Below are 24,868 nucleotides of genomic sequence, written 5' to 3'. Positions count from 1 at the left end.
CAGGCCACGCCACGCCACGCCACGCCACGCCACGCCACGCCACGCCGCGCCACGCCACGCCGCGCCGGGCCAGGCCACGCCGCGCCAGGCCGAGCAGCGCCGGGCCCGCCGGGAGCACGCCGCGCCACGCCGGAGCACGCCAGACCGGTCCCGGCCAGGGCGACGGCCGCCGTTACTCCACCCAGGAGCCTCGGCGCAGCACCCGGACCACCTTCAGGTCGGCGTCCAGCACCACCAGGTCGGCGCGGAGGCCCACCTGGAGGGCACCCACCTGGTCGCCCAGGCCGATGGCCCGTGCCGGGGTGGTGGCCACCATCCGAGCGGCGTCGGAGATCGGGATCCCGGCGTCCACGGCGTGCCGCAGGGCGGCGTCCATGGTCAGGGTGCTGCCGGCGATGGACCCGTCACGGGCGAGTCGCGCCACCCCGTCGGTCACGGTGACGGCCTGGCCGCCCAGCTCGTACTCGCCGTCTGCCATCCCCGCGGCGGCCATCGCGTCGGTGATCAGCGCGGCCCGGTCCGGGCCTGCGGTCGCGGTCGCGAAGGTCAGCATGCCGTCGTGCAGGTGCACCCCGTCGGCGACAAGTTCGCAGATAACGGTGGGCTCATCGAGCAGGGCCACCACCGGGCCCGGTTCGCGGTGGTGCACGGGTCGCATGCCGTTGAACAGGTGGGTGCCGACGCTGGCACCGGCGGCGACCGCCGCGCGAGTCTGCTCGTACGTGGCGTCGGTGTGGCCGACCGCCGCCACCACCCGCTGCGCGGTGAGGAGCTTGATCGCCTCCAGTGCGCCGTCGCGTTCCGGGGCGAGGGTGACCATTCGCACCGCACCCCGGCCCAGCTCGATCAGCTCGGCCAGCTCGTCGGTCGACGGATCGCGCAGGTACTCCGGGTTCTGCGCGCCACACCGTGCTGAGGAGAGGTAGGGCCCTTCGAAGTGGACGCCCGCCAGCACACCCTCGTCGACCAGGGGAGCGAACGCCTCGGTAGCCGCGCGCATCAGCGGAAATGGTGAGCTGACCAGGCTCGCCAGCAGGGTGGTCGTGCCGTGCGCGAGGTGGAAGTCGGCCGCCGCCCGAGCCTCGGCGGCATCCCCCGTGGTGAAGGTGTGCCCGCCACCGCCGTGGGTGTGCATGTCGACGAAGCCCGGCAGGATCCAGTGCCCGTCGCGGACCGAGGGATATTCGGCCACCGCGGTGATCCGATCCCCGTCCCACTCGACGCAGCCCTGTCGGATGACACCGGTCGGGGTCACCACGCGGCCGTTCACCCGTACGGTCATCGTTTCTCCTGGTGGTCACGGACGCCCACGGCGTCCAGGGCGAGCAGGGCGGCACCGAGGCAGCCGGCCTCGTCGCCGAGGGCAGCCGCGACCAGCCGCGGCTCCCGGTGGAAGGTCATTCGCTCGTGCAGCGCTGCCCGCAGGGGGGCCAGCAGCCGGTCGCCGGCCTGGGCCAGGCCGCCGCCGAGCACGATCGTCGCCACGTCGTACAGCGCCTGCCCGGTGGCAAGGCCGTCGGCGAGCGCCTCGACGGCCTCCTGCCAGACCTCGCCGGCGAGCGCCTCGCCGGCCGCGGCCCGCTCGGCCACCTCGGCGGCTGTCACCGGGGCGTCGGCTGTCGCACCGGCGAGTTCGGCGTAGCGGCGTCCGATCGCGGAGGCCGAAGCGATCGCCTCCAGGCAGCCGGGTCGACCGCAGCCGCAGCGCGGGCCGTCGGGTCGGACCAGGATGTGGCCGATCTCCCCGGCGGCGTCGTGGGCACCCACGGCGGCTTTGCCGTCGACGACGTGCGCGGCGGCGATGCCGGTGCCGATCGCCACGAACAGCACGTGCCCGGTGCCGCGCCCGGCGCCGAGCCGGGCCTCGGCGAGACCACCGACGCGCACGTCGTGACCGAGCGTCGTCGGCAGGCCGAGCCGCCTGACCGCCAGGTCCCGCAGGGGTACGTCCCGGAAGCCCACGTTCGCCGACCAGACCGCGACTCCGCGTGCCTCGTCCACCACCCCGGGCACGGCGATGCCGACAGCGATCGGGGTGAGGCCGTCGGCGCGGGCCTTCTCGGCAAGCCCTTCGGCCACGTCCAGGATCGTGCCGACAACTGCCGTCGGGCCGCGGCTGGCGTTGGTGGGGTGCCGCTCGGTGCGTACCGTGACGCCGTCCGGCCGGACCAGGGCGCACTTCATGCCGGTGCCGCCGACGTCCAGCGCGACGACCACCTGGTCGGTCACGCCAGCACCACGGACCGGGACAGGTGCCGGGGCGCGTCCGGGTCGAGACCTCGGCTGGTGGCGAGCGCGACAGCGAAGCGTTGCGCCAGGATCAGGTCGGCCATCGGGTCGACCGGGGTGCGACCGGCGGACCAACTGCCCAGCACCGTGCGCCAACCGTGGGTGCGGCTGTGCACGAAGGCGGCGCCGGTGGCGGCCACGTCCTCGGGGAGACCCTCGGGCAGCTCGCCGAACGCCCAGACCAGCCGGCCTGGCGCGGCGACCGAGATGGGGCCGTGCCGGTAGTCCATCGCCGGGTACGCCTCGGCCCAGAAGGTGGCCGTCTCGCGACACTTCAGCGCTGCCTCCTGGGCCAACCCGACCGTCCACCCCCGACCGAGGAAGGTGACCTGCCCGATGGTGGCCGGGTCGATCGGCAGCGGGGAGCGCACGGCCACCTCGGCGTCGGCGGCGAGCGCGGTCACCGGGTCGCCCAGGTGGGCCCGGAGCAGGGCCAGGGCCGTGGTCGGGAAGCGGGTCTGCACCACCGACCGCTCGTCAGCGAAGGGCATGGCGACAGTGGCGGTGGCCAGGTCGACCGCCGGGGACGTCGGGTCGCCGACGATGACGGTGGTGGGTGTACGCCCGCGCAGCGCGGCGAGCAGGTCCAGCACCTCCGTCGTGCAGCCGGAGCGGGTGATCACGATCAGCCGGTCGTACTGGCGGCCGGCGGGGAACTCGGATGCCTGGAACGCGTCGGTCTCGCCCTGGCCGGCCTGCTCGCGGCGGGCCGCGTACGCCATCGCCATGAACCACGACGTGCCGCAACCGACGACGGCGACCCGCTCACCGGGACGCGGCAGGTCACCGCGTACGACGTCGGCCAGCTCGGCGGCCTCCCGCCAACAGTCGGGTTGGCTCGCGATCTCCGCGTCCACGTACGCCATGGGAAACTCCTCGCAGGGGCGACCGGTGCGCAATACGGCTCGTTAGACCCGCATTTCGCGCGTTATTCTGCGCGAACGCGGGTGGCCGTGGCAACCGACCACCCGATCGCGCAGGTCAGTCTTTTGCGCCAGCCTAGTTTCGCGCACTAGTGTGCACGCAATCAATCACCGTCCGTGCAGTTACTGGGAGGGCCTCCGCGGTGGACCGGTACGCCAGATGGAACGCCCTTCTCGAGATGCTGACCGACAACGGCCGGGTCAGCGTGGAGGCGGCAGCCGAGCGGCTCGACGTCTCCCAGGCCACCATCCGGCGTGACTTCGACCAGCTCGCCCAGCAGCAGATGATCACGAGGACCCGGGGCGGCGCGGTCGCCAACGGCGTCTCGTACGACCTGCCCCTGCGGTACAAGACGGCCAAGCACTCGGCGGAGAAACAGCGCATCGGGGCTGCCGCCGCCGCGCTCGTCACGCCGGGCACGGTGGTCGGCCTGAACGGCGGCACCACCAGCACCGAGGTCGCGAGGGCCCTCGCCGTCCGGCCGGACCTCAACACCAGTGCCGAAGGCGCCCAGCTCACCGTGGTGACCAACGCGCTCAACATCGCCAACGAGCTGCTGGTCCGGTCCCGGATGAAGGTCGTGGTGGCCGGCGGGGTGGTGCGCCCGAAGTCGTTCGAACTCGTCGGCCCGCTGGGCGGGGCGCTGCTGCGCGAGGTCACCCTGGACGTCGCGTTGCTCGGCGTGGACGCGATCGACCCGCAGCTCGGCGCCGCAGCCCACCACGAGGGCGAGGCGGCGATGAACAACCTGATGGTGGCCCGGGCCAAGCGCGTGGTCATCATCGCGGACTCGTCCAAACTGGGCGGGCACGCCTTCGCCCGGATCTGCCCGGTCGAACGGGTGGAGACGCTGGTGACCGACTCCGGTGCCGACCCGACGGTGGTGGAGGGCTTCCGCGCCGCCGGCGTACAGGTCATCTGCGCCTGAGCCGTCACATTCCGTCGATGAAGTAGCCCGATCGGCGCGTCGATGCATACCGCGTATTGCGACCATCTGCATACCGCGTATGGTGTCGGCTGTCACGCCCACCCATCGGGGGAGGTGCAGCTTGCCAGCTGTCCTGGAGATCGAAGGTCTACGTAAGACGTACAAGAGTCGTCGACGCGGCACCCGCAACGCGCTCGACGGCTTCGACATGCGGGTCGACGCGGGGCAGGTGCACGGCTTCCTCGGCCCCAACGGATCCGGCAAGACGACCACTCTGCGTACTCTGCTCGGCCTGATCCGGCCCGACGGAGGGCGGATGTCACTGCTCGGGCACGAGGTGCCCGACGCGCTGCCCGCCGTCGCCGGCCAGGTCGGCGCGATCGTGGAGAGCCCGCAGTTCTTCCCGCACTTCTCGGCACGGGACACCCTGTCCCTGCTGGCCGGTGCCGGCGAGGTGCCGGCCACCCGGGTCGACGAGGTGCTGGAACTCGTCGGGCTGCGCGACCGGTCCGGTGAGCGGGTCAAGACGTACTCGTTGGGCATGAAGCAGCGGCTCGCCGTGGCCTCGGCCCTGCTGAAGAACCCGAAGCTGCTCATCCTCGACGAGCCGGCCAACGGCCTCGACCCGGGCGGCATCCGGGAGATGCGCACGCTGATGCGTACCCTCGCCGAATCCGGCATGACAGTGGTGCTGTCCAGCCACATCCTCGGCGAGATCCAGCTGATCTGCGACTCGGTCACCATCATCTCGCTGGGTCGGCGGGTCGCCTTCGGCCCGGTCGACGAGGTGCTCGCGCAGCACTCGTCCAGTGCGGTCCGGATCCGGCTGGAAGCGGTCAGCGACCTGCCGGCGGCCACCGAGGCGCTCACCCGGGCGGGGATCCAGGTCACCGGGCACCCCGACCACCTGATGCTCGCCGGCGTCGACAAGCCGGCCTCGGTGACACGGCTGCTCGCCGAGCAGAACCTCTATGTCAGCGAGTTGGCGCCGATCGCCGTCGATCTGGAGAGCGTCTTCCTCGAACTGACCGCCACCGCGCCGGTCCCCGGTCAGCACCGGCAGGTCGACGAGTCCATGAAGGTCGGCGGGGCGGGTCAGCCCGGCCCCGCCGGAGGAGGGTGGGGCGCGTGAGCCTCTTTCGGACGGAGTTGCGCCGGCTCACCAAGCGGCGTTTCACCCGGTACATGACACTGCTCGGTCTGCTGGTGCTGGCCGTGGTGGTGATCGGGGTCTTCTTCAGCAACCAGAAGCTCGGCGCCGAGCAGCTCGCCCGGGCTGAGCGTCAGGCCGACCAGCAGTACCAGGAGCAGGTGCGCTACATCGAGCAGGAGCGCGTCGCGTGCGAGCAGGCCAAGACGGCCGGCACGCCGAACGACGGCCGCTACCCGGACGACTGCTCGATGATCACGCCGCCCTCACGGGACCAGATCGAGGCGCAGTGGTTCCTGCCCTCGACGTTCGACTTCCGGGAGACGTTCGACGAGACGCTGATCCCGTTCGCGGCGATCCTCGCCCTGGTCGGGTTCGTGATCGGCGCTTCCTTCGTGGGTGCCGAGTGGAGCACCGGCGGCATGATGAACCTGCTGCTCTGGCGGCCCAAGCGGCTCACCGTGCTGCTCACCAAGCTGGCCGCGCTGCTGACCGGCATCCTGGCGGTGACGCTGCCCGCCGCGGTGCTCTGGTTCGCCGGGTTCTGGGCGGTCGCGTCCTTCCGGGGCAGCACCGAGAAGATGACCTCGGGTGTCTGGCAGTCGTTCATGCTGACCGGGCTGCGCGGTGTGGTGCTGGTGCTGGTCCTCACCACCATCGGCTTCGCCCTGGCGTCGCTGGGCCGGCACACCGCGATGGCACTCGGCGGTGTCGTGGCGGTGATGGTGGTCGGCCAGTTCGGCCTGGGCATCCTGCTGGCGATGGCGAACGTGCGCTGGGCCGAGGCATTCCTGCTGCCCACGTACGCGCTGGCCTGGATGACGAAGACAGTCACCCTCCAGGACTGGAACTCCTGCAACGCGACATTCAACGGGTCGTGCGAGCCGGACACTCTGGACATCACCTGGCAGCAGTCGTCCGTACTGCTCTCGGTCGGGGTGGTGGTGATCCTCGGGGCGGCGCTCTGGGCGATGCGTCGCCGCGACATCTCCTGACCTGACCGAAGTGACGCGGCGCGGCCGGCCCGGCCGTCGGGGTTCCCGACGGTGCGGAGCGGCCGCGCCGCTTGCTGCGTCCCTGGTCGCCGCTGACTAGGCTGAGCGACATGTCCGCCGACGCCACCCCCGCCACCCCCGAGCCGTCCACCGACGCTCGTCCGGGTGACGCGGCGGGTGGTGCCGGGCCGATCGTCCCGACTCCTCGGCCGGCGCCGTCCATCGAGACCACGGACGAGTCGGCGCTGTCCGCCGAGACCATCGACGAGCCCGCGCCGCCCGCTGATCCGCCGCCCGGGCTGACCGAGCGGGAGCGGGCCATCCTCGCCTTCGAGCAGCAGTGGTGGCGGCACGCCGGCGCCAAGGAGCAGGCCGTCCGGGACACCTTCGGGATCTCCTCGACCAGGTACTACCAGCTGCTCAACGGGTTGCTGGACAACCCGGCCGCGCTCGCCGCCGAGCCGCTGCTGATCGGCCGGCTGCGTCGCCTGCGCTCGTCGCGCGCCCGCAACCGGCGCCGCTGACCGCGCTGCTCTCTCCTGCACCTTGGCGGCTGGTTCCTCCGATTCCGTCCCCTCACGCCCCTGCTGTCGGTCTTTCCGCCCCACGCCGGTCGGCAGGGCCGCATGTCGGCTGGCCAGGCGGGTAGGCGGGAGGCGTTCCGAGGTTGCTACGCGACCTCGGTCTCAAGGAGGGAGCGGGGTATGACGGCAACGAACCAGAGCGGATCCAGCGGTAGAGGTCAGCAGGCCCGCCAGGAGGCCTCCCGGGTCGGCCAGCAGGCCGCGCAGGCCGGGGGTCAGGTCGCCCACACCGCCGCTGAGCAGGGCGGGCAGGTGGCTGCGGAGGCGCGGCGACAGGCCCAGCAGTTGACCGGCCAGGCCACTGGGCAGCTTCGCGATCAGGCGCAGTCGCAGCAGCGGCGGGCCGCCGAGGGCCTCCGGGACCTGGGTCAGAACCTCAGTTCGATGGCCGAGCGGGACGGCGATTCCGGGCTGGCCGGTCAGGTGGTACGCAAGGCGGCCGACGCCGCCCAGCAGGCTGCCGGGTGGCTCGATGAGCGCGAGCCCGGCGAGGTGCTCGACGAGGTACGCACGTACGCGCGGCGCCACCCGGGGACCTTCCTCGCGGGCGCGGCGGTGGCCGGGCTGCTGGTTGGGCGGCTCACCCGTGGCCTGACCGCGCCGGCCTCCGGCAACGGTGGAACAGGCAGCGCAGCCGGCGGGCCGTCGCAACCGCAGCGCGCGCCAGCGGAGACTGGTCAGCCGTACGTCGGGACGGCACGGGCGCAGAACGTCTCGCCCGCCGGCCGCCCGTCGTCCGATCTGCCGGGCGGGGTGGCCACGTGAGCGCCCCGGAGAAGGAACGGACCCAGGCCTCGGTCGGCGAACTGCTGGGCGAAGTGACCCGCGACGTCTCCACTCTGATGCGCAAGGAGGTCGAGCTGGCCAAGGCCGAGTTGCGCGAGGAGGTCAGCCAGGCCGGCAAGGCCGGTGGCATGTTCGGCGGTGCCGGGCTGGCCGGATTCCTGGCCGTGCTCTTCGTGTCGTACGCCCTCTGGTGGGGGCTGTCCAACACGATGGATCAGGGGTGGGCGGCGTTGATCGTCGCGGTGCTGTGGGCCGCCGTGGCCGGTGGTCTCTTCATCAACGCCCGGACCCAGCTGAAGCGGGCACGTGCGGTTCTGCCCCGGACGAAGCAGACTGCCCAGGAGTTGCCGGACGCCCTGCGGGGTCGGTGAACGAGTCGGGAGGAGACAGATCGTGTCCAGTGATCCGGATCGGATCCGGCGGGAGATCGAGACCACCCGCACCGAGTTGAGCTATGACGTCGACGCGCTGACCGACAAGGTCAACCCGCGTCGGATCGCCGGTGACCGTGTCGGGCAGGCCCGAGGCGCGTTCACCCGAGCGAAGGAGAAGGTGATGGGCAGCTCGAGTCACATGGGGCAAGAGGCCAGCCAGCGGATGTCGCACATGGCCGGCTCGGTACGCGACGAGACCCGGTCGCTCGGGCACCAGTCCCGGGAGGCCATGGGCTCGGTGCGGGACGAGGCGCGCTCGCTCGGGCACCAGTCTCGGGAGCAGGCTCAGGGCAATCCGGTGGCCGCTGGCCTGGTCGCCTTCGGCGTCGGTCTGCTGGCCGCCTCGCTGATCCCGCCGAGCGGCCGAGAGCGGCAACTCGCCGGGCGGGCGCGGACCATGGTGAGTGAGCACTCGGATGAGTTGCGCGAGCAGGCGAGCCAGGTCGGCCACCAGATGCAGGACAACCTGCGGGAGCCCGCGCAGCAGGCGGCCCAGTCAGTGCGGTCCACCGCCCAGCAGGGGGTGTCCGCCGTACGCGACCAGGGCCGTTCGGCCGCCGGGCAGGTGCAGGGGGAGACGCATGCGGCAGCCGACGACCTTCGGCAGCGCTGACCCGATCGGCGCGTCGGGGCCGGGGCGGGCGATGCGGGTTCGCTCCGCGTCCGCGCCGGCCCCGGCCCGGCCGGTCAACGAGGACCTGGTCTTCCGGTTCGGTCCGCTGGTGGGCGTCCTGGACGGCGCGACAGTGCCGGACGGCTTCGACACCGGCTGCATGCACGGGCCGGAGTGGTACGTCCGGCACCTGGCTGCCCGGATCGGTGTCGCGGAGGCGGTCCGCCCGGCGGCCCGGCTGACCAGCAACCTGGCCGCGGCCATCCTCGCCGTACGCGCCGACCACGGCGGGCAGTGCGACCTCGACCATCCGGGCACCCCGTCCAGCACGGTCTGCCTGCTGCGTGACTGTGGCGACCAGGTGGACTACCTGGTGCTCTGCGACAGCCCACTGGTCCTGGACACCGGCGGCCAGATAAGCGTGGTGACCGACAACCGGCTGGACACGGCCATGGCGGAGTTGCGGGAGACGGTCGCGGCCGTGCCGGGTGGTGCGGCGGACCCGGTCACCCGGTTCCGGCACGCCGTGAGCGTCCAGCGGGAGCGGATGAACCGCACCCACGGCTACTGGGTCGCGGCCGCCGACCCCGACGCGGCCTTCCACGCGGTGACCGGGACCCTGCCACGGCACGGCCCGGCGGCGCTACGCCGGGCGGCGCTGCTCAGTGACGGCGCGTCCAGCGCGGTGGAGCAGTTCGGGTTGACCGACTGGGCCGGTCTGCTGGACCTGCTGAGCACCGACGGGCCGGGCAGGTTGATCGACCGGGTCCGGGCCGCCGAGCGCGACCACCCCGATCGGCTCCGCCGGCACAAGCCGACCGACGACGCCTCGGTGGTGTTCTGCGAGTTCGAGTAGGCGGATCAGCGATTTTCTACCCCGACGGGTGACAACGGAGCGTGAGGAGGAACACCCACGCCGCCCGACCGGCCGGTACGACTGACCGGACCGCCACTGGATGTCCAATGGGGTGGACTTCGACCATTGAGGCCGGCAGACTGCGGCACGTGGCGGGTGCGGTCCGGCTGGAGCCGGTGGACGAGCAGAACCTGGAGCCGTTGCTCTCCGTAGCGGCTGCCGAGGCCGAGCCGGATGACGTGATGCCTCCGGTTGAGGCGCCCGCAGGTTGGTCGCTCGCCCGCCGGGAGGCGTTCCGGGACTTTCACCGGGCCAGTTTCGGTGGCCTGGACGGCCCGACCGGTTCCCAGATGTACGCGATCCTCGTCGGCGGCGAGGTCATGGGCATGGTCCGGATGACTCGCTGTGACGAGCCCGGCACGGTGGAGGCCGGCATGTGGCTCGGGCGCTCGGCCCGGGGCCAGGGGATCGGCGTCGTCGCCCTGCGCGAGCTGCTGAACGAGGCCGCGCGGGCCGGCATGCGGGCCGTCGTGGCGGAGACGACCCGGGACAATTTCGGCGCGGTCTCCGTACTCGAAAAATGCGGCGCGAAACTGCGCGAGGACGGCGGAAAGGTGCACGCCGAAATCTGCCTCGACTCGACGCCGCCCGCGCTCTGAGCGAGGCCGGTCGACGGTGACCCCGGTTGGTCGGCGGCGACCGCGGTGGGCCACCGCCGACCACCTGGATCAGGCTGGCACGCGGACGATGTTGTAGTCGGTGCTCGGCGTCGACTCCACGTCGAACCGGCCGTTGACCACGTACAACGCCGAGCCGAGCAGGTCGCCGGTGGCCGGCGACCGCAGTTGCGGGCCGGTGATCTCCCGCTGGACCACCCCGGCGGTGTAGCCGGCGTTCATCCGGTTGTCCTTCTCCGATCACTCTCGGTTGGCGGCGTACGCGGCCAACCAGGCGACCTGGGCCGGGTCGAGTGACGGGCGTACCCGCGCTCGCGCGGCCGCGACGTGTTCGGCGGTCACCGTGGCGGCGGCGAGCGACTCACGCATCGCGGCCAGCGCCGCCTCCCGGACCAGCGCCGCGCAGTCCGCCGCGGAGAAGCCGGTCAGCTCGTCGCCGAGGGCGGCCAGGTCGACGTCCGGGGCCAGTGGCACCGGTCGGGACGCGGCCCGCAGGATCTCCGAGCGGGCCGGCCCGTCCGGCGGTGGCACGTAGACCAGCCGTCCCAACCGGCCTGGTCGCAGCAGCGCCGGGTCGACCAGGTCCGGCCGGTTCGTCGCGCCGACCACCACCACGTTGCGCAGCGTCTCCACCCCGTCCAGTTCGGTGAGCAGCGCGGCGACCACCCGGTCCGTGGTGCCACCGTCGGTGGCCTGGCCGCGTACCGGGGCCAGCGCGTCCACCTCGTCCAGGAAGATCAGGGTGGGAGCCGCCTCGCGAGCACGGCGGAACAGCTCCCGGACCGCGCGCTCGCTCTCGCCGACCCACTTGGAGAGCAGTTCCGCGCCCTTCACCGACAGCACGTTGGCCCGCCCCGACCCGGCCAGCGCGGTCACCAGATAGGTCTTGCCGCAGCCCGGCGGCCCGTAGAGCAGCACGCCGCGTGGCGGCTGCACCCCGAGCCGGGCGAACGTGTCCGGGTAGGTCAACGGCCACAGCACCGACTCGGTCAAGGTCTGCTTGACCTCGTCCAGGCCACCCACGTCGTCGAGGGTCACCGAGGCCAGATCCAGTGTGGACGCAGCCATCGTGGTCGGCCGGACCACCTCCAGTGCAGCGCTGAAGTCGGCCATCGACACCGTGGGCGTCTCGGCGGACTTCTGCCGCAGCGCCGCGCGTACCCCGGTCTCCCGGACCAGCGCGGCCAGGTCCGCCGCGACGAACCCGGGGGTACGCGCGGCCACCTCGTCCAGCCGGACGTCGTCGGCCAACGGCACCTGCCGGGTGAGCACTGTGAGTTGTTCGCGGCGCAGCGCCTGATCGGGGAGCGGGATGCTGATCCGCAGCGACAGCAGGTCAGGCGCGCGCAGTGCGGGATCGGCCGCCTCCGGTCGGCTGGTGGTGCAGACCACGGCGACGCCGGCTCGAATGCACTCGGTGAGTACCTGGCGGAACACCGTCGCCACCGGGCCGGGACTTTCCGCCGGTGCGAGCGCCTCGACGTCGCTGACCAGCAGCACCGCCGGCCCGCCGTCCCGGGCCTTCGCCGCCGCGCCGCGCAGCCGGTCGGCTGCGGCCTGGTTGGTCAACGCGGCCACCTCGGGCGCCCAGAGCGGTTGGACGCGGGCACCGACCCGGGCGGCAACGGCCCGGACCAGCGCCGACTTTCCCGAGCCCGCCGGGCCGACGAGCAGCACGCCCAACGAGATGGTGGTGCCCAGCCGGCCCAGCACCTCCCGGTGGTGGAAGCCGAGGTCGAGCAGTTCGGTCAGCTCCTCGGCCTGGGCCCGCAGCCCGGGCAGCTCGTCCACGTCCGGCGCGTCGTCCGGCGGCGTCGCGTCGGTCGCCCCGCGTGGCCGGCCCGGCGCGGTGTCGACCGGGGTGGGCCCGCCGTGGGTGGTCGCGCCATGCTCCCAGGCGATCACCGTGTTCATGGTGACCAGAGCGCCGGCCGACGGTTCGATCGCGACCACGGTGAGCAGGGTGCTGGTCCAGGCGAAGCCCACCGTGTTGGCCAGGCTGCGTCGAGCCGCCTCGACCAGGCTGCGCACCGACGCGTCCGGCAGCACGTCCTGCGGCAGCAGCGACACGTCGTCGCCCGCGGTGAGCACCTTGCCCAGCAGGGCGAGCCGGAGCATCTCCGGGCTGACCGCCGCGACCACCTCCACCGGGCCGGCCAGGACGACCCGGCCCGCCGGGGTCAGCGGCACCGGGGTGAGGAGCACCTGACCGCCGTCGCGCAGGCCCAGGTTGCCCAGGATCAGGTCGTCGGCGTACAGCAGGGCGCTGCTCGCGCCCGGCGCAGCCGCCGCCACGATCCCGGCTGTCTCCCGGCGGCCGACAAGCCGGACCGGGTCGCCGGGGCGCAGCCCCAGCGCGGTCAGCGCCTCCGGGTGCAGCCGGACGATGCCCCGTCGGGCGTCCAGCGCGGCCGGCCGAAGGCTCGCCGTCAAGGTCAGGTCGGGTTGCGCCACTGCCCGACCGTAGCCGCCGACAGCCAGCCTTGCCGGTCAGCGCCGCGGATCCAGCTCGTCCAACAGCGACGGGTCCCGTCGGATCAGCTCGGCCAGCCGGGCCGCCGGGTCCGGGGTCAACCCGTTCGGGCCGGGCGCCCAGGCGGGAACGGTCCGGCCGGACAGCGGCCAGGTCGGTGGAGGTGTCACCGGCGCCACCGGCGGTGCCGCCGGGGGCACCGGCCCGACCGTGACGTCCGGCCCGTCCCAGGAAACCCGCAACGGGTACGTCCGCCCGGCGTGCTCCACGTGCACGGTCACCGCCAGCCCCGGGTGGGCGCCGACGATCTGACGCACCGCCTCGGCCACCTCCTCGACCGGCCCCCAACCGGCCACGTCGGCCGAGGGGTCCGCCCCAGCGTGGCGGGGACCGTGGCCGCCCGGCACCGCGTCGCGCTCGTCGCCGCGCGCGAGCTCGGGCTGGCCCGAGGGCGGTGTGGTGTCGGCACGGTCGTTGACCCGCCGGCGTAGCGCCTCCTCGCGCCGGGCCAGTCGGGCCAGCGTCTCGTCCAGGTCACCCCTCACCACAGACCTCCTTCCCGCCACGGCCGGAGCCGGTCAGCTCAGGCCCTCCGGTCCCGCGTAGCCCGGTCCAGCGCACGGTCCAGGACGACCAGCAGGGCGTCCCGCACCGAGAGCCGGTCCCGGGCGTCGAACTGCACCAGGGGAACGTGGTCGCCGATGGCCAGCGCCCAGCGGATCTCGCCGAGTTCCAGGGCCAGCCGCCCGTCGAAGGCGTTGACCCCGACGACGAACGGCAACCCGGCCCGCTCGAAGAAGTCGATCGCAGGGAAGCAGTCGTCCAGCCGGGCGCTGTCCACCACCACCAGGGCGCCGAGCGCACCCCGGGCGAGGTCGTCCCACATGAAGCCGAACCGGGACTGCCCCGGGGTGCCGAACAGGTAGAGCTTGAGGCTGCGGTCGATGGTCACGCAGCCGAAGTCCATGGCCACCGTGGTGGTGGTCTTGGATGATCGGGCGCCCGGGTCGTCCACGCCGATCCCGGCGGTGGTCATCTCGGCCTCGGTGGTCAGGGGCGCGATCTCCGAGATCGCGCCCACTGTGGTCGTCTTGCCCACCCCGAAGCCGCCGGCAACCAGGATCTTGACCGGGACCGGCGGCGCGGCGGGTCTTCCGACCGGCGGCGATGACGCCCGCGTAGCGGACGGAGGCTGGTACGGCGGCGGCGGAGCGCTCGACGGCGGCCCGGCCCGCCCGACGATCGGCCCGGTGCCCGATGACATGCCGTACCGGGCGGCGGCGCTGTTCGCGGCGACCCCGCCGAGCGGGGCGACCGGCCATTCAGGAGATCGCACGGAGTCCATCAATCACTCGCAGGATGAGGTTGGGGTCGAGAGCGTCGTCGGTGTCGGTGACGTGCACGTCCAGGTGCCCGGCCGCCCGGAGGTCACCGACCAGGACCCGCGTCACCCCGAAGTGCAGCCGGGTGCGGGCCGAGATCTCGGCCACCGAGATCGGCTCGGCGCAGAGCGCGATGATCGCCTGGATCTCCGGTGCCATCAGGACCCCGGGAGGGCTGCTCCACCAGCCGCTGTCCGGGCGGACCGTCACCTGCGTCTCCAGCCCGATCGCCGGATCGGCACCCGCCACCCGCCCTGAGGTGAGCACGAACGGACGGGGACCGGCCGGCCCACCGCCACCCTCCTCCGGCTCGGGCAGCGCCGGTGCCGCCACACTCTCCCCGGTCGGGGAGAACGCGCGCAGGTACGGGCGGATCCGGACCCGGGGGTCCGGGTCCGGATCCTCGCCGGCGACCTCGGGGGTCATTGTTGGACGGCGTTCTTCAACTCGACGATCAACCGCGGGGTCAGGGCGCCACCGGCCCGCCCGGCGAAGAGCGTCATCTCGTATGCGACGGTGCCCAGGTTGGCCGACCGGTCCGCGACGACCCCGAGCACGGAACCGCTGCTGATCGCGCTGATCAGCAGATAGCCGTCGGCCATGTCGACGATCACCCGGTTCAAGCCGCCGAGCGCGTACCAACTGGCCGCCCCACCGGCGAGGCTGGTCATTCCGGAGACCACGGCGGCCAACCGCTCGGCGTTGGACCGATCCTTGATCGCCGACATGGCCATCAGCAGGCCGTCCGAGGAGACCGCGATCGCCTCCAGGACCCCGGCGGTGCTGGAGGTGAAAGAGTCCAGCAGCCAGTTGAACGTGCGAGCCTCCGGGCTGAGGTCCCCGATGGCGCCGGTCGGGCTCTGGTCGACGTTGTCGTGCAGGAAGGGGCTGGTCACCGTGATGATCCCTCTTCGTTCCGGTGGTCTGGGCTGACTTCGCGGAGGGCGCGGGCGACGCCCTCCTCGAACTCGCTGATCTGATCTCGGACCTCGGCCGGGTCACCGAGGTGCGTACTGGGCGGCTGGCAGGCCGGGATGGCGGTCAGGTTCGCCCCCGGCACCCGCCGGCTCAGCCGGCCCCGACCCGGTGTGCCATCCGACGGTCCCGCGTTGTCCGTCACCGTCGGGCCGGCGCCGCCCGGTGTGCTCGGCAGGTCGACGGTCACACTCGGGTCCGCCATGGTCGACCGGACACCGGATGCTGCCTCGGCCCGGCGTACCCCGGCCTGGAACGCCTCGACCAGGGCGCGGGCGGCGGCGGGGTCCGCGCCGGTGGCGTCCACGGGCCGGGTCGGCGCGGCGGTGGCGTGCAGGCTGGCCCCGGGCACCCGCTGCCGGACCCGCGGCCCGGCCGGCGTGCCCGACGGCTCCGGTGCCTGGGGTGTGGGAGCGACCTGCTCCGTCTGGCCGGGGCCGAACGCGTTCCAGGACGGGCCGGCCTCCAGGCTGCGGGTGGCTCGGCTGAGCAGGTCCGAGTCGAAGCGGGCCGGCGCGGCGACTGCCGCCGCGAGGGACCGCGTGTCGTTGTCGTCGACCGTCGGGGTGGCGCTACGTCGGTCCCGTGCCGGCACGGCGGCCCGGGCCACGGCGGCCCCGGCCCGGTCGGCGCGGCGCAGCACCAGTGACGCCGACGGGATCTCCAGGTGTGCGGTCACCCCACCGCCGCCGGTGGCGGTCAGGCCCACCTCCCAGCCGTGGCGACGGGCAAGCCGGCCCACCACGAACAGGCCCAGCACCTCGGTCGGTGCCAGGTCGAGCCGTTCCCGGCGGGTGAGCCGGGCGTTCTCCTCGGCCAGCCGTTGCTCGCCCATGCCGATGCCGTGGTCCACCACGGTGATCCGGGCGCCGAGGCCGGACGCCTCGGCGGCAACCAGCACCCGGGTGTGCGGCGGGGAGAAGACTGTGGCGTTCTCCATCAGCTCGGCCAGCGCCAGGATGAGGTCACCGACCACCGCCGGCGCGGCCGAGATGCCCGCGGGCACCCGCACCTCCACCCGGGTGTAGTCCTCGATCTCGCCCAGCGCCAACCGGACGACGTCGGCCAGTGGCACCGGCGCGGTGTGCGCGTCGGCCCCGGCCGCGCCGGAGAGCACCACCAGGCTGCCGGCGTTGCGCCGCAGCCGGCTGGAGATGTGGTCGAGGCGGTACAGGTGCTCCAGCCGGCCCGGGTCGGCCTCCTGCTGCTCCAGCCGGTCGATGAGGGCGATCTGCCGGCCCACCAAATTCTGGGTGCGCCGCCCGACGTGACCGAACATCTGCGCCACGTTGCGTCGGCCGGCGACCTGCCGCTCGACCAGCCGCGCGGCGGTGGTCTGCACCCGGTCGAAGGCCCGCGCCAGGTCGCCGATCTCGTCGTTGGCCCGGACGTCCACCGGCTCCAGCCGGACCGCTTGTGGGCTCTCCGTCTCGTCGTCGGTGACCCGGACGAGCTCGGCCTCGGCGACCCGGGCGACGCGGTCGGCCGAGCGGGTGAGGCGGGTCAGCGGTCGGGCCACCGTGCGTGCGACCGCCGCACTGAGCATCACCACCAGCATCAGGATCAGCACTGTCGCGGCACCGACCAGGTACGCGGCGGTCAGCGCCCGGCGCTGCTCGGCGGTCACCTCGGTGAGCACGTCGGCGACCAGCTTCTTCTCGACGAACTGGCCGAGTCGGATCATCGTGCGGACGGCTGGGAAGAGCGCCTCGATCGGCACGTCGCGGACTGCGCCGGCCGGATCCCGGGCGCTGGTGACCAGGAAGTCGGGGCTGGTACGCGCGGCCACCGCCGCGTCGTTGAGCTGGGCCACCGCGAGCTGCTCGGGCGTGATCAGGGCGCGGAAGCGCCGACTGTCGACCTGGAGCGCGGCGATGCACGCCACGTAGGCGGCGCTGGTGTCCGGGCTGCCGATGACCTTGACGAGCACGCTCAGGGTGGCGCAGGCGCCCAGGCCCTCGTCGGCGCGGAGCAGCCCGTCGAGGGCGAGCACCTGACGGCCCGCCTGCGTCTCGGTGTCCACACCGAACGCCAGCCGCAGCGAGTCGATCATGCCCACGTTGACCGGGCCGAACGCGTCCATCACCTGCCCGGGGTTCGCGGCCCGGGCCAGCACTGCCGTGCGCAGGTCGCTGAGGCTGGACACACCGTCCAGGGCGCGGTCGACGCGGTCGGTCAGCGCGTCACTCCCGTCGGCCCGCAGGTCGGCCACCCGGTCGTCCACGTCGGCGGACTTGCGGATCAGCTCACTCCGGTCGACCCGGCCGAGCAGGAAACCGACGGAGAGGATGCGTTCCTGCTGGAGGTCCTGGACCAGGCTGCCGACGCGACTGGCGAGTCGTACCCGGTCGGCGGTGTCGCCGGCCCGCTGTGCCGCGGCCACCCGGTCGAGCATCACGGGCACGGCCAGGCCGACCATGCTGAGCAGTGGGATCACCACGAGCAGCGCGAGCTTGCCGCGGATGCGGAGCCTACCGAGCAGCATCGAACGCCCCCCACTGCGCGGTCTCCGGGGCCCGGAGCGCGCCGGTCGGTTGCAGCTCTCGCGGTTCGGAGGCGGCCGGTTGCCAGGGGTCTGCCCGGGACGGGGTGTCGGGGGCTTCCGTGTGGGTCGTGGCCAGGGCGGCCCGGCGTCGGGCCCGGCGACCCGCACCGATCAGCAGTGCGGCGAGCCAGCCCAGCAACAGCACGGCGACGACCCCCGCGGCGATGGTCAGCCAGCGGTCCCGGTCCAGCCCGTCGATGCGCTCGACCAGCAGGGCGTCCAGTTCGGCGAGGATGACCGGCTGAAGTTGGCGCGCCGCGCGGTGCGTGTTGAGCCCGGCGGCAGCCAACTGACCCTGGTCCACGCCTCCGGCGCCGGGGGTGGAGAACGCGGCCAGCGCCTCCACCGAGCGCTGGTAGGTGTCGAGCGGGGTCAGCACGTTGGCGCCGAGATCGGTGCTCTCCGAGCCGTCCACGGCGGAGCGCAGGTTGTCCACGACGTCGTTGGCCGGCGCCAGGGCGGTGACCCGCAGGCCGGTCAGCTCCATCAGGCCACGGGGTTGCTCGGCGGCGGGGCGGCGGGAGATCAGAGTGCCCAGGTCGGCGAGCCGGCCGGCGGCCACCACCGCCTCGGGCAGCTCCTCGCCGGCGCTGTCCTGCAGGAAGAAGGAGTCCACTGCGGGGTCGCGTACGAGCCCGGAGCTTTCCCGGACCTTGCGGTGCAGGGCCAGCAGCAGGTCGGCAGCCTCGCCGTACGCGGTGTAGGCGGACTCCGGGTCGGCGGGGCTGCGGCCGCGCAGTGCTTCCAGCTTGGCGCGTACCCCTGCCCAGCGCTCCTGGCTGAGCAGCTCGACGCCGATGCGGGCGTCCACCGCGGCGGCCTTCTCGACCGCCTGGTCCAACGCCTCCCGGGCGACGGGGCGACCGTTGACCGCGGCCGACTGGGCCTCGACCAGGGCGTCGGTGACCCCGGCCAGGGCACCGAGGTACTGCACGCCGAGTCGTTCGCGGGCGGCCAGGGTCCGATCGTCGCTGGTCTGCCGCCAGGCAGACGTGACGAGCAGACCCACGGGCGCCAGTAGTGCCCCGACGAGCAGCAGCGGCAGCAGTCGGCCCAGCGTGGACGGCCGTCGACGGGCCCGCGGCGCGGGGACTGTCATGTGTGTCTCCTCCGGCGGGGAAGCGCGAATTGGCGCGGTCTCGGGTCAGCCGAAAAGTCCCGTGCACCGGACCGGAAAACTAATCGAACCGCCTACCGGTCAGACCTCAGTCGGCGAGTCAGGTTCGCGTCAGTTCGAGCAATGTCAGCATTTGTCCGCGCCTTCGGCCCACTTTGTTTCGTCGATGGGTGTGACATGGAGGGATCGAGGTGGATATCCGGCATAGATCGGAATTCACGGAATCCGAAGTCAACTCACTGTGCCGCGTCCGACGTTGCGCGCTCGCACCCATCTCGACACCGATCGGGGCAACCGGACGGACGTACGGCGGATCTCAGCCAACGCTCAGGCTGCGGGCCGTACCGTGTGCCGCATGACATCGCCGTCGCCGGCCGCGTGGTTCCGGCGTGCCCTGCCCACCCGCCGTCGCGCGATCGCCGCAGGGGCGGTCGTCGTGCTGCTGGCCGCCGCCGTGACCTGGGCGGTGTGGCCGCAGGGGCCGGGCGTACGCACCGAAAGCGCGATGCTCACCGTCCGCTCCGGACCGTCCGGCGACCAGCCGGTGGACCTGGACACGACCTTCTACCTGCCCGACGACGCGTCGTCCGGGCGGAAGGTGCCGGCGGTGCTGTTGGCACACGGGTTCGGCGGCACGAAGGAGTCGGTGCGCTCCGACGCGGAGGAGTTCGCCGGGCGCGGCTACGCGGTGCTCACCTGGACGGCCCGGGGCTTCGGCCGCAGCGGCGGTGAGATCCACCTGGACAGCCCGGACCACGAGGTGCGCGACGCTCAGCGCCTGCTGGACTGGTTGGCCGCTCGGCCGGAGGTGCGCACCAACGCCACCGGTGACCCGCAGGTCGGTGTGGTCGGCGGCTCGTACGGCGGCGGGTTGGCACTGCTGCTGGCCGCCCAGGACAGTCGGGTCGACGCGATCGTCCCCATGATCACCTGGAACGACCTGTCGCGCGCCTTCCTGCCGGAGAGCACCGGCGGAGCGCCGACCGAGGGCGTGTTCAAGAAGGGCTGGGCCGGTCTGTTCTTCGGTGGCGGCGGCAACGTGGGTTCCGGGCCGGCCGGGCTGTCCGGTGCGACCGCCGCCCAGCCGCAGGGAGCCCCGGAGTCGGCCGGTCCGCCCAGCCCCGGGCCGGGTGCTGGCCCGGGCACCGGTCCCGGTGGCGCCCCGGCCGGTGCCGCCGACCCGTCCTGCGGCCGGTTCGCCGCCGACGTGTGCGCCGCGTACCTGCGGATCGCCACCACCGGTCAGGCCGACCAGGCCGCCGTGGACCTGCTGCGCCGATCCAGCCCGGCGGGTGTCCTGGACCGGATCAAGGCGCCCACCCTGCTGGTGCAGGGTGAGGCGGACACCCTCTTCCCGCTCGCTGAGGCGGACGCCAACGCGCGCGGCATCGCCGCCGCCGGCACCCCGGTGCGGGTCGCCTGGTTCACCGGCGGGCACGACGGTGGCAGTGGACCCCGCTCGGACGAAGACCGGGTGAAGTTCCTGACCGTCCAGTGGCTCGACCACTACGTCAAGGGCGAGGGCGACGCGCCCGGCGACGACTTCACCTGGTCGCGGATCGCCGGCTTCGACGCGCTCGACAGGGGTCTCGTCGCCACCGGCTTCCGCCGCGCCGACTACCCGGGCCTGACCGGCAACGCCCGCCGGGAGATCGCGGTCGCCGGCCCGGCCCAGCCGATCGCCAACCCGCCCAACGGCAATCCGGCCGCCATCTCCTCGATCCCGTTCGCCGGCGGGCTCGCCTCGCTGCTGGACGGCGTGGCCGGTGACGTGCCCGGCCAGCACGCCCGGTTCGAGTCGACGCCGCTGACCGAGGCGGTGGACGTTGCCGGTGCGCCGACCGTCACCGTGCGGGCCGCGTCGCCCACCGGCGAGGCGGTGCTGTTCGTCAAGCTCTACGACGTCGACCCGGACGGCGCGGCCACCCTGCCGAACGGGCTGGTCGCCCCGATCCGGCTCACCGGCCTGCCGCAGCAGGTGCAGGACGCCCGCCCGGTCACCGTGACGCTGCCCGGGATCGTCCGACGGGTGGAGGCCGGCCACCGGCTGCGCCTCGTCGTGGCCACCTCCGACCAGGCGTACACCACGCCCGCCCAGCCCACCGTCTACACGGTGGCGGTGGACGGCGCGGTCACCCTGCCCACGGTCAGCGGCGAGCCGATCCCCACCGCCGCGACGCTCTGGCGCTGGGTGCTCGCCGGCCTGCTCGCCGCCATCGCGGTCGGGCTCGTCGTGGTCGTCGCCGTGGTCCGCCGCCGGCACCGCCGCCAGGACCGCTCGGTGCACCCGGAGTACGCGGACACCCCGCTGGCCGTGCGCGCACTGCGCAAGGAGTACGCGGACGGCTTCGTCGCGGTGTCGAACGTGGACTTCGAGGTGCACCCGGGTCAGGTGGTGGGTCTGCTCGGGCCGAACGGCGCCGGCAAGACCACCACTCTGCGGGTGCTGATGGGGCTGACCCAGCCGACCGCCGGGGAGATCTACGTCTTCGGTCGCCGGTTGGTGCCCGGCTCGCCGGTGCTGTCCCGGATCGGCGCGCTGGTGGAGGGCCCCGGCTTCCTGCCGCACCTGTCGGGTCTGGACAACCTCAAGGCGTACTGGCGGGCCACCGGACGGCCGTGGGAGGACGCGCAGTTCGACGCGGCGCTGGAGATCGCCGGGCTGGGCGACTCGGTGCACCGGAAGATCAAGAACTACAGCCACGGGATGCGTCAGCGCCTCGCCATCGCCCAGGCCATGCTCGGTCTTCCCGAGCTGCTGGTGTTGGACGAGCCGACCGACGGGCTCGACCCGCCGCAGATCGCCGAGATGCGCCGGGTGCTCCAGCGCTACGCCACGGACGGGCGCGCGGTGCTGGTCTCCAGCCACCTGCTGGCCGAGGTCGAGCAGACCTGCACGCACGCGGTGGTGGTCAACAAGGGCCGGATCGTGGCGTCCGGGCCGGTGGAGGAGATCGTGGGCGAGTCGCCGAGCGTGCTGTTCGACGTCACCGACCCGGTGGCGGCGCGCGCGGTGCTGGACCGGCTGCACGGGGTCCGGGTCCTGCCGGAGAGCGACGGCCAGTTGGTGGTCGACACCAACGGCACGGCCCGCAGCGAGGTGGTGGCCGAGCTGGTGCGTGCCGGCATCGGAGTGGACCGGGTGGTGCCGCGGCGGCGCCTGGAGGACGCGTTCCTCGCCCTGGTGGGCGAGAACTCTCGGGGAAGCGGTGACCGGTGATGGCAGGCTCTTCCGTCGAGACGCCGCTGGGCGTGACCGACCCGGCCGGTGCGGCCCGCGGTTACCGGCCGTCGGCCACCATGCCCTTCGCGGCGGAGTTCCGGCGGCAGGCGTCCCGGCGGCGCACCCAGCTGGCGCTCGGGTTCATGGTGCTGCTGCCGCTGATCATCCTGATCGCGTTCCAGTTCGACTCGGGTGGCGACGACGACAACGGTCGCAACGAGTTCTCCAGCCTGGTCGAGCTGGCCACCTCGGGTGGCCTCAACTTCACCCTGTTCTCGATCTTCGTCTCGGCGTCGTTCCTGCTGGTGGTGGTGGTCGCCCTGTTCTGCGGTGACACGGTCGCCAGTGAGGCGAGCTGGGGCAGCCTGCGCTACCTGCTGGCGATCCCGGTGCCCCGGGCCAGGTTGCTGACGGTGAAGCTGGTGGTCGCGCTCGCGTACTCGGCGCTGGCCCTGATCCTGCTGGCCGGCACAGCGCTGCTGGCGGGGACCCTGCGCTACGGCTGGTCGCCGCTGCGCAGCACTGTCGCCGCCGAGCTGGAACCCACCGAGGGGCTGCTCCGGTTGCTGGCGGTGCTCGGCTATCTGGCGGTCGTACTCCTGGTGGTGGCCGGGCTGGCGTTCCTGCTGTCGGTGACCACGGACGCCGCGTTGGGCGCGGTGGGTGGTGCGGTTCTGCTGTGGATCCTGTCCAGCATCCTGGACCAGATCACCGCCCTGGGCGCGGTACGCGACTTCCTGCCCACCCACTTCAGCACCGCCTGGCTGGGGTTGCTCTCGACTCCCGTGCAGACCGACGACGTGGTACGCGGCTGCATCTCGGCGATCAGCTACGCGACGCTGTTCTGGGGGTTGGCGTTCTGGCGCTTCACCCGCAAGGACATCACCAGCTGACGGGCCGGGCTCACAGCCGACTGTCGGGCGGGCTCACCGAGGACGGCACCACGCTCGGTATCGGCAGCGGGGCCGGGCGCGTCGGTGCCGGCGTGGACGGGTCGGCCTTCTTCCAGGCGCTGACGCCGATCCGACCGGTGTTGCCCAGGTCGACCGGTCCGTCCGGGTCGACCTCGTGGGGCGGTTGGCCGGCCGCGGGTGCCACCGTCAGGAACTCCCCGTTGCTGGCCACCACTGTCGAGTCGGTGACCAGGTTGCGCCAGAGCACCACGGCGGTGGCCCGCTCGTCCGGGGCGAGAGTGACCTTCCGGGGCGGCTGGTCGAAGCCCGAGGTGATCTCCTTGGCACCGTTGACCACGCGCAGCATGATCGGCTCACGCTGCTCGTCGTAGACGTGCAGCACCGGGTAACCGTTGAGCTGGTAGGGACGGTCGCCGCAGTTGACCAGCTCCAGGCCGAGGGCGCGAAGGCCCATCGCGGCGTCCGATCCGGTCGACCGGATCCGGACGCCGGACGCCGGGCACTCGGCCAGCGGGTCGGTGCTCGCGGACGGGCTCGTCGACACACCGGGTGCGCTCGGCGGCGGGCTCGGGGGATCCCCGGACTGGCCGCGATGATCGCCGGGTGCGCAGGCGCCGAGCGCCAGCGCTGACGCGAACACCGCGAGCGACCAGCCGGCCCGTCGTGCTGCCATCTCCCGGGAGATCATCCACCGATCCTCGCGCACGGAGGCGTCCCGTCGCTGCCCACCCTGCCCGTCCCGGCCTCCGAGCCGCTTTTGATCGACTCGGTTTTCCCTGAACCCGGGGCATCCTGGCCTCGGGATACCGCGCTTTCAAAGAAGCCGAGTGGATCATCAGGGTCGGCCAGCCGTCCGCGTCTGCGGCGGGTCGGCGGGCTGCGCGCACCGCCTGGTGGGCTGTACCGTCATTCGGGAGCGCTCCCATGGAGCGGCCAACGCCCTGCTGAGGTCGATTTTCCTGCGCAGCCGCAGCTCAGCGCCTCGGCGCGACGCATTCGCCGTCCGCCTGCTCGTCACCGGCGGGCGTGGCGCCGACATATTTCAACCGGGGATCTTCCCACCAGCAAGGAATTTATTAACTTCGATGTAACCATGCGTCACGATGGACGGGATGCATCCATTCATCTCAATGGAGGTCCCATGAACGTCTCTCGGCTCGGCGGGCCGACCCTGTCCCTGTTCCGCATCGTGATCGGCCTGCTGTTCACGTTGCACGGCCTGACCTCGGTCTTCGGGTTGTTCGGCGGCAACCCGATGACCGGCAAGGCGGTACCGCTCGGCACCTGGCCGGGCTGGTGGGCCGCCCTGATCCAGTTGGTCTGCGGCGCGCTGGTGCTGGCCGGGCTCTTCACCCGACCCGCCGCTCTGCTGGCATCCGGCTCGATGGCGTACGCCTACTTCGTGGTGCACCAGCCGGATCACCTGCTGCCCATGCAGAACGGGGGCGAGCTGTCCGCCCTCTTCTGCTGGTCGTTCCTGCTGATAGCGGCCCTCGGCCCGGGCGCCTGGGCGCTCGACACGTTGCTCGCCCGGCGTCGCGCCGACTCCCCGTCGGCACCAGCGCCCGCCTCGGTGGCCGAGCCCAGCTCGGTGGCTGTCTGACCGCACGCGTGCCGCGCGTCGCCGGGGCCTCGACGAGAGGGCTCCGGCGACGCGCTCGGCGACGGTGGTGGCGGGGGTCAGGCCGGCGGGCGAGGGCTGAGGACCGCGTCCAGGAGGCCGGGATAGAGCTCGTTCAGCTCGTCGCGTCGGAGTCGGACCAGGCGACTGGTGCCGGCGGCGCGGGTGCGGGTCAGGCCGGCCTCGCGCAGCACTCTGAGGTGGTGGCTGCGGGTCGCCTTGGAGACGCCGAAGTCGAAGCTGCCGCAGGCCGCCTCGCCGCCCTCGGCGAGCGCCCGGACGATCTGCAGCCGCACGTCGTCGGCGAGTGCGGCCAGCACGGCGGTGACCGGTACGGCGGTCAGTTCGGGTTCGTGCGGCTCCATGTGACCAGTGTAACCCT

At 72.9% G+C, this 24,868-nt stretch carries 25 protein-coding genes; 12 read left to right on the top strand and 13 right to left on the bottom strand.

What is annotated here, in order from left to right:
• Window positions 1-172: 172 nt before the first annotated feature.
• Genes nagA through CLT68_RS04285 form a run of 3 tightly spaced genes read right to left on the bottom strand, consistent with a single transcriptional unit; the run spans window position 173 to window position 3,155 of the window.
• A complete protein-coding gene (nagA, locus tag CLT68_RS04295) occupies window positions 173-1,282 on the bottom strand; it encodes an N-acetylglucosamine-6-phosphate deacetylase (protein ID WP_099848996.1) in 1,110 nt (369 codons plus the stop codon).
• Window positions 1,279-2,229 carry an ROK family protein gene (locus CLT68_RS04290; RefSeq protein ID WP_099848994.1) on the bottom strand — a complete coding sequence of 317 codons (951 nt, stop codon included), beginning with the start codon at window positions 2,227-2,229 and terminating at the stop codon, window positions 1,279-1,281. Before CLT68_RS04290 ends, nagA begins: the two co-directional genes overlap by 4 nt.
• Window positions 2,226-3,155, bottom strand: coding sequence for a sugar isomerase (locus CLT68_RS04285; RefSeq protein ID WP_099848992.1), 930 nt, complete (start codon window positions 3,153-3,155; stop codon window positions 2,226-2,228). The genes CLT68_RS04290 and CLT68_RS04285 overlap by 4 nt, the downstream gene beginning before the upstream one ends.
• 200 nt (window positions 3,156-3,355) lie before the next feature.
• Here CLT68_RS04285 and CLT68_RS04280 point away from each other — a divergent pair, with 200 nt between their 5' ends.
• From CLT68_RS04280 to CLT68_RS04240, 9 genes are all read left to right on the top strand, one after another.
• The gene (locus CLT68_RS04280) at window positions 3,356-4,141 is read left to right on the top strand and encodes a DeoR/GlpR family DNA-binding transcription regulator (RefSeq protein ID WP_088950447.1); all 786 of its coding nucleotides are present in this window, start codon (window positions 3,356-3,358) and stop codon (window positions 4,139-4,141) included.
• Between the two features lie 121 nt (window positions 4,142-4,262).
• Window positions 4,263-5,273, top strand: coding sequence for an ABC transporter ATP-binding protein (locus CLT68_RS04275; protein ID WP_099848990.1), 1,011 nt, complete (start codon window positions 4,263-4,265; stop codon window positions 5,271-5,273).
• On the top strand, window positions 5,270-6,286 hold the full coding sequence (locus CLT68_RS04270) for an ABC transporter permease subunit (RefSeq protein WP_099856769.1): 1,017 nt from the start codon (window positions 5,270-5,272) through the stop codon (window positions 6,284-6,286). The genes CLT68_RS04275 and CLT68_RS04270 overlap by 4 nt, the downstream gene beginning before the upstream one ends.
• 110 nt (window positions 6,287-6,396) lie before the next feature.
• Window positions 6,397-6,810 carry a DUF3263 domain-containing protein gene (locus CLT68_RS04265; RefSeq protein ID WP_099848988.1) on the top strand — a complete coding sequence of 138 codons (414 nt, stop codon included), beginning with the start codon at window positions 6,397-6,399 and terminating at the stop codon, window positions 6,808-6,810.
• Between the two features lie 180 nt (window positions 6,811-6,990).
• The gene (locus tag CLT68_RS04260) at window positions 6,991-7,635 is read left to right on the top strand and encodes a hypothetical protein (RefSeq protein ID WP_099848986.1); all 645 of its coding nucleotides are present in this window, start codon (window positions 6,991-6,993) and stop codon (window positions 7,633-7,635) included.
• Window positions 7,632-8,027, top strand: a complete 396-nt coding sequence (locus CLT68_RS04255; protein ID WP_099848984.1) for a phage holin family protein — start codon at window positions 7,632-7,634, stop codon at window positions 8,025-8,027. Before CLT68_RS04260 ends, CLT68_RS04255 begins: the two co-directional genes overlap by 4 nt.
• A 22-nt stretch (window positions 8,028-8,049) precedes the next feature.
• Window positions 8,050-8,703, top strand: coding sequence for a DUF3618 domain-containing protein (locus CLT68_RS04250; protein ID WP_099848983.1), 654 nt, complete (start codon window positions 8,050-8,052; stop codon window positions 8,701-8,703).
• On the top strand, window positions 8,672-9,559 hold the full coding sequence (locus tag CLT68_RS04245) for a hypothetical protein (protein WP_099848981.1): 888 nt from the start codon (window positions 8,672-8,674) through the stop codon (window positions 9,557-9,559). Before CLT68_RS04250 ends, CLT68_RS04245 begins: the two co-directional genes overlap by 32 nt.
• A gap of 149 nt (window positions 9,560-9,708) precedes the next feature.
• Complete coding sequence (locus CLT68_RS04240) at window positions 9,709-10,218, top strand: GNAT family N-acetyltransferase (RefSeq protein WP_088950440.1); 510 nt, start codon at window positions 9,709-9,711, stop codon at window positions 10,216-10,218.
• 69 nt (window positions 10,219-10,287) lie between these two features.
• Here the strand turns inward: CLT68_RS04240 and CLT68_RS32790 are convergent, their stop codons facing one another.
• Genes CLT68_RS32790 through CLT68_RS04205 form a run of 8 tightly spaced genes read right to left on the bottom strand, consistent with a single transcriptional unit; the run spans window position 10,288 to window position 18,710 of the window.
• Window positions 10,288-10,458 carry a hypothetical protein gene (locus CLT68_RS32790; RefSeq protein WP_158240857.1) on the bottom strand — a complete coding sequence of 57 codons (171 nt, stop codon included), beginning with the start codon at window positions 10,456-10,458 and terminating at the stop codon, window positions 10,288-10,290.
• Window positions 10,459-10,476: 18 nt separating this feature from the next.
• Window positions 10,477-12,690, bottom strand: coding sequence for an AAA family ATPase (locus tag CLT68_RS04235; protein WP_099848979.1), 2,214 nt, complete (start codon window positions 12,688-12,690; stop codon window positions 10,477-10,479).
• A 36-nt stretch (window positions 12,691-12,726) separates the two neighbouring features.
• Complete coding sequence (locus tag CLT68_RS04230) at window positions 12,727-13,254, bottom strand: hypothetical protein (RefSeq protein ID WP_099848977.1); 528 nt, start codon at window positions 13,252-13,254, stop codon at window positions 12,727-12,729.
• Between the two features lie 38 nt (window positions 13,255-13,292).
• Complete coding sequence (locus tag CLT68_RS04225) at window positions 13,293-14,054, bottom strand: GTP-binding protein (protein ID WP_172862120.1); 762 nt, start codon at window positions 14,052-14,054, stop codon at window positions 13,293-13,295.
• Window positions 14,032-14,517, bottom strand: a complete 486-nt coding sequence (locus CLT68_RS04220; RefSeq protein WP_088950436.1) for a DUF742 domain-containing protein — start codon at window positions 14,515-14,517, stop codon at window positions 14,032-14,034. The genes CLT68_RS04225 and CLT68_RS04220 overlap by 23 nt, the downstream gene beginning before the upstream one ends.
• Window positions 14,514-14,987 (bottom strand): roadblock/LC7 domain-containing protein, encoded by a 474-nt coding sequence (locus CLT68_RS04215; protein ID WP_088950435.1) that lies wholly within the window; start codon window positions 14,985-14,987, stop codon window positions 14,514-14,516. The genes CLT68_RS04220 and CLT68_RS04215 overlap by 4 nt, the downstream gene beginning before the upstream one ends.
• Entirely contained in the window at window positions 14,984-17,551 is a 2,568-nt protein-coding gene (locus CLT68_RS04210) for a nitrate- and nitrite sensing domain-containing protein (RefSeq protein WP_099848975.1), read from the bottom strand. The genes CLT68_RS04215 and CLT68_RS04210 overlap by 4 nt, the downstream gene beginning before the upstream one ends.
• Window positions 17,538-18,710, bottom strand: coding sequence for a hypothetical protein (locus tag CLT68_RS04205; RefSeq protein WP_099848973.1), 1,173 nt, complete (start codon window positions 18,708-18,710; stop codon window positions 17,538-17,540). The genes CLT68_RS04210 and CLT68_RS04205 overlap by 14 nt, the downstream gene beginning before the upstream one ends.
• A 373-nt stretch (window positions 18,711-19,083) precedes the next feature.
• Between CLT68_RS04205 and CLT68_RS04200 the strand changes: the two genes are divergently transcribed.
• Both CLT68_RS04200 and CLT68_RS04195 read left to right on the top strand, forming a co-directional pair.
• Complete coding sequence (locus tag CLT68_RS04200) at window positions 19,084-21,948, top strand: alpha/beta fold hydrolase (protein WP_099848971.1); 2,865 nt, start codon at window positions 19,084-19,086, stop codon at window positions 21,946-21,948.
• Window positions 21,948-22,844, top strand: a complete 897-nt coding sequence (locus tag CLT68_RS04195) for an ABC transporter permease subunit (protein WP_099848969.1) — start codon at window positions 21,948-21,950, stop codon at window positions 22,842-22,844. Before CLT68_RS04200 ends, CLT68_RS04195 begins: the two co-directional genes overlap by 1 nt.
• Before the next feature lie 10 nt (window positions 22,845-22,854).
• On the opposite strand, the gene CLT68_RS04190 is transcribed toward CLT68_RS04195, so the two are convergent.
• Window positions 22,855-23,553: a DUF4232 domain-containing protein gene (locus CLT68_RS04190; protein ID WP_199176984.1), complete on the bottom strand. Its 699-nt coding sequence runs from the start codon at window positions 23,551-23,553 to the stop codon at window positions 22,855-22,857.
• A gap of 453 nt (window positions 23,554-24,006) precedes the next feature.
• On the opposite strand from CLT68_RS04190, the gene CLT68_RS04185 reads away from it, so the two are divergent.
• Complete coding sequence (locus CLT68_RS04185; protein WP_099848965.1) at window positions 24,007-24,468, top strand: DoxX family protein; 462 nt, start codon at window positions 24,007-24,009, stop codon at window positions 24,466-24,468.
• A 77-nt stretch (window positions 24,469-24,545) separates the two neighbouring features.
• Here CLT68_RS04185 and CLT68_RS04180 read toward each other — a convergent pair whose 3' ends face one another.
• A complete protein-coding gene (locus CLT68_RS04180) occupies window positions 24,546-24,851 on the bottom strand; it encodes an ArsR/SmtB family transcription factor (protein ID WP_099848963.1) in 306 nt (101 codons plus the stop codon).
• Window positions 24,852-24,868: the final 17 nt, after the last annotated feature.

This window comes from Micromonospora sp. CNZ299, assembly GCF_002754415.1.
The sequence above is the reverse complement of the archived record's forward strand: the minus strand, read 5'-3'. Positions and strand labels throughout refer to the sequence as shown.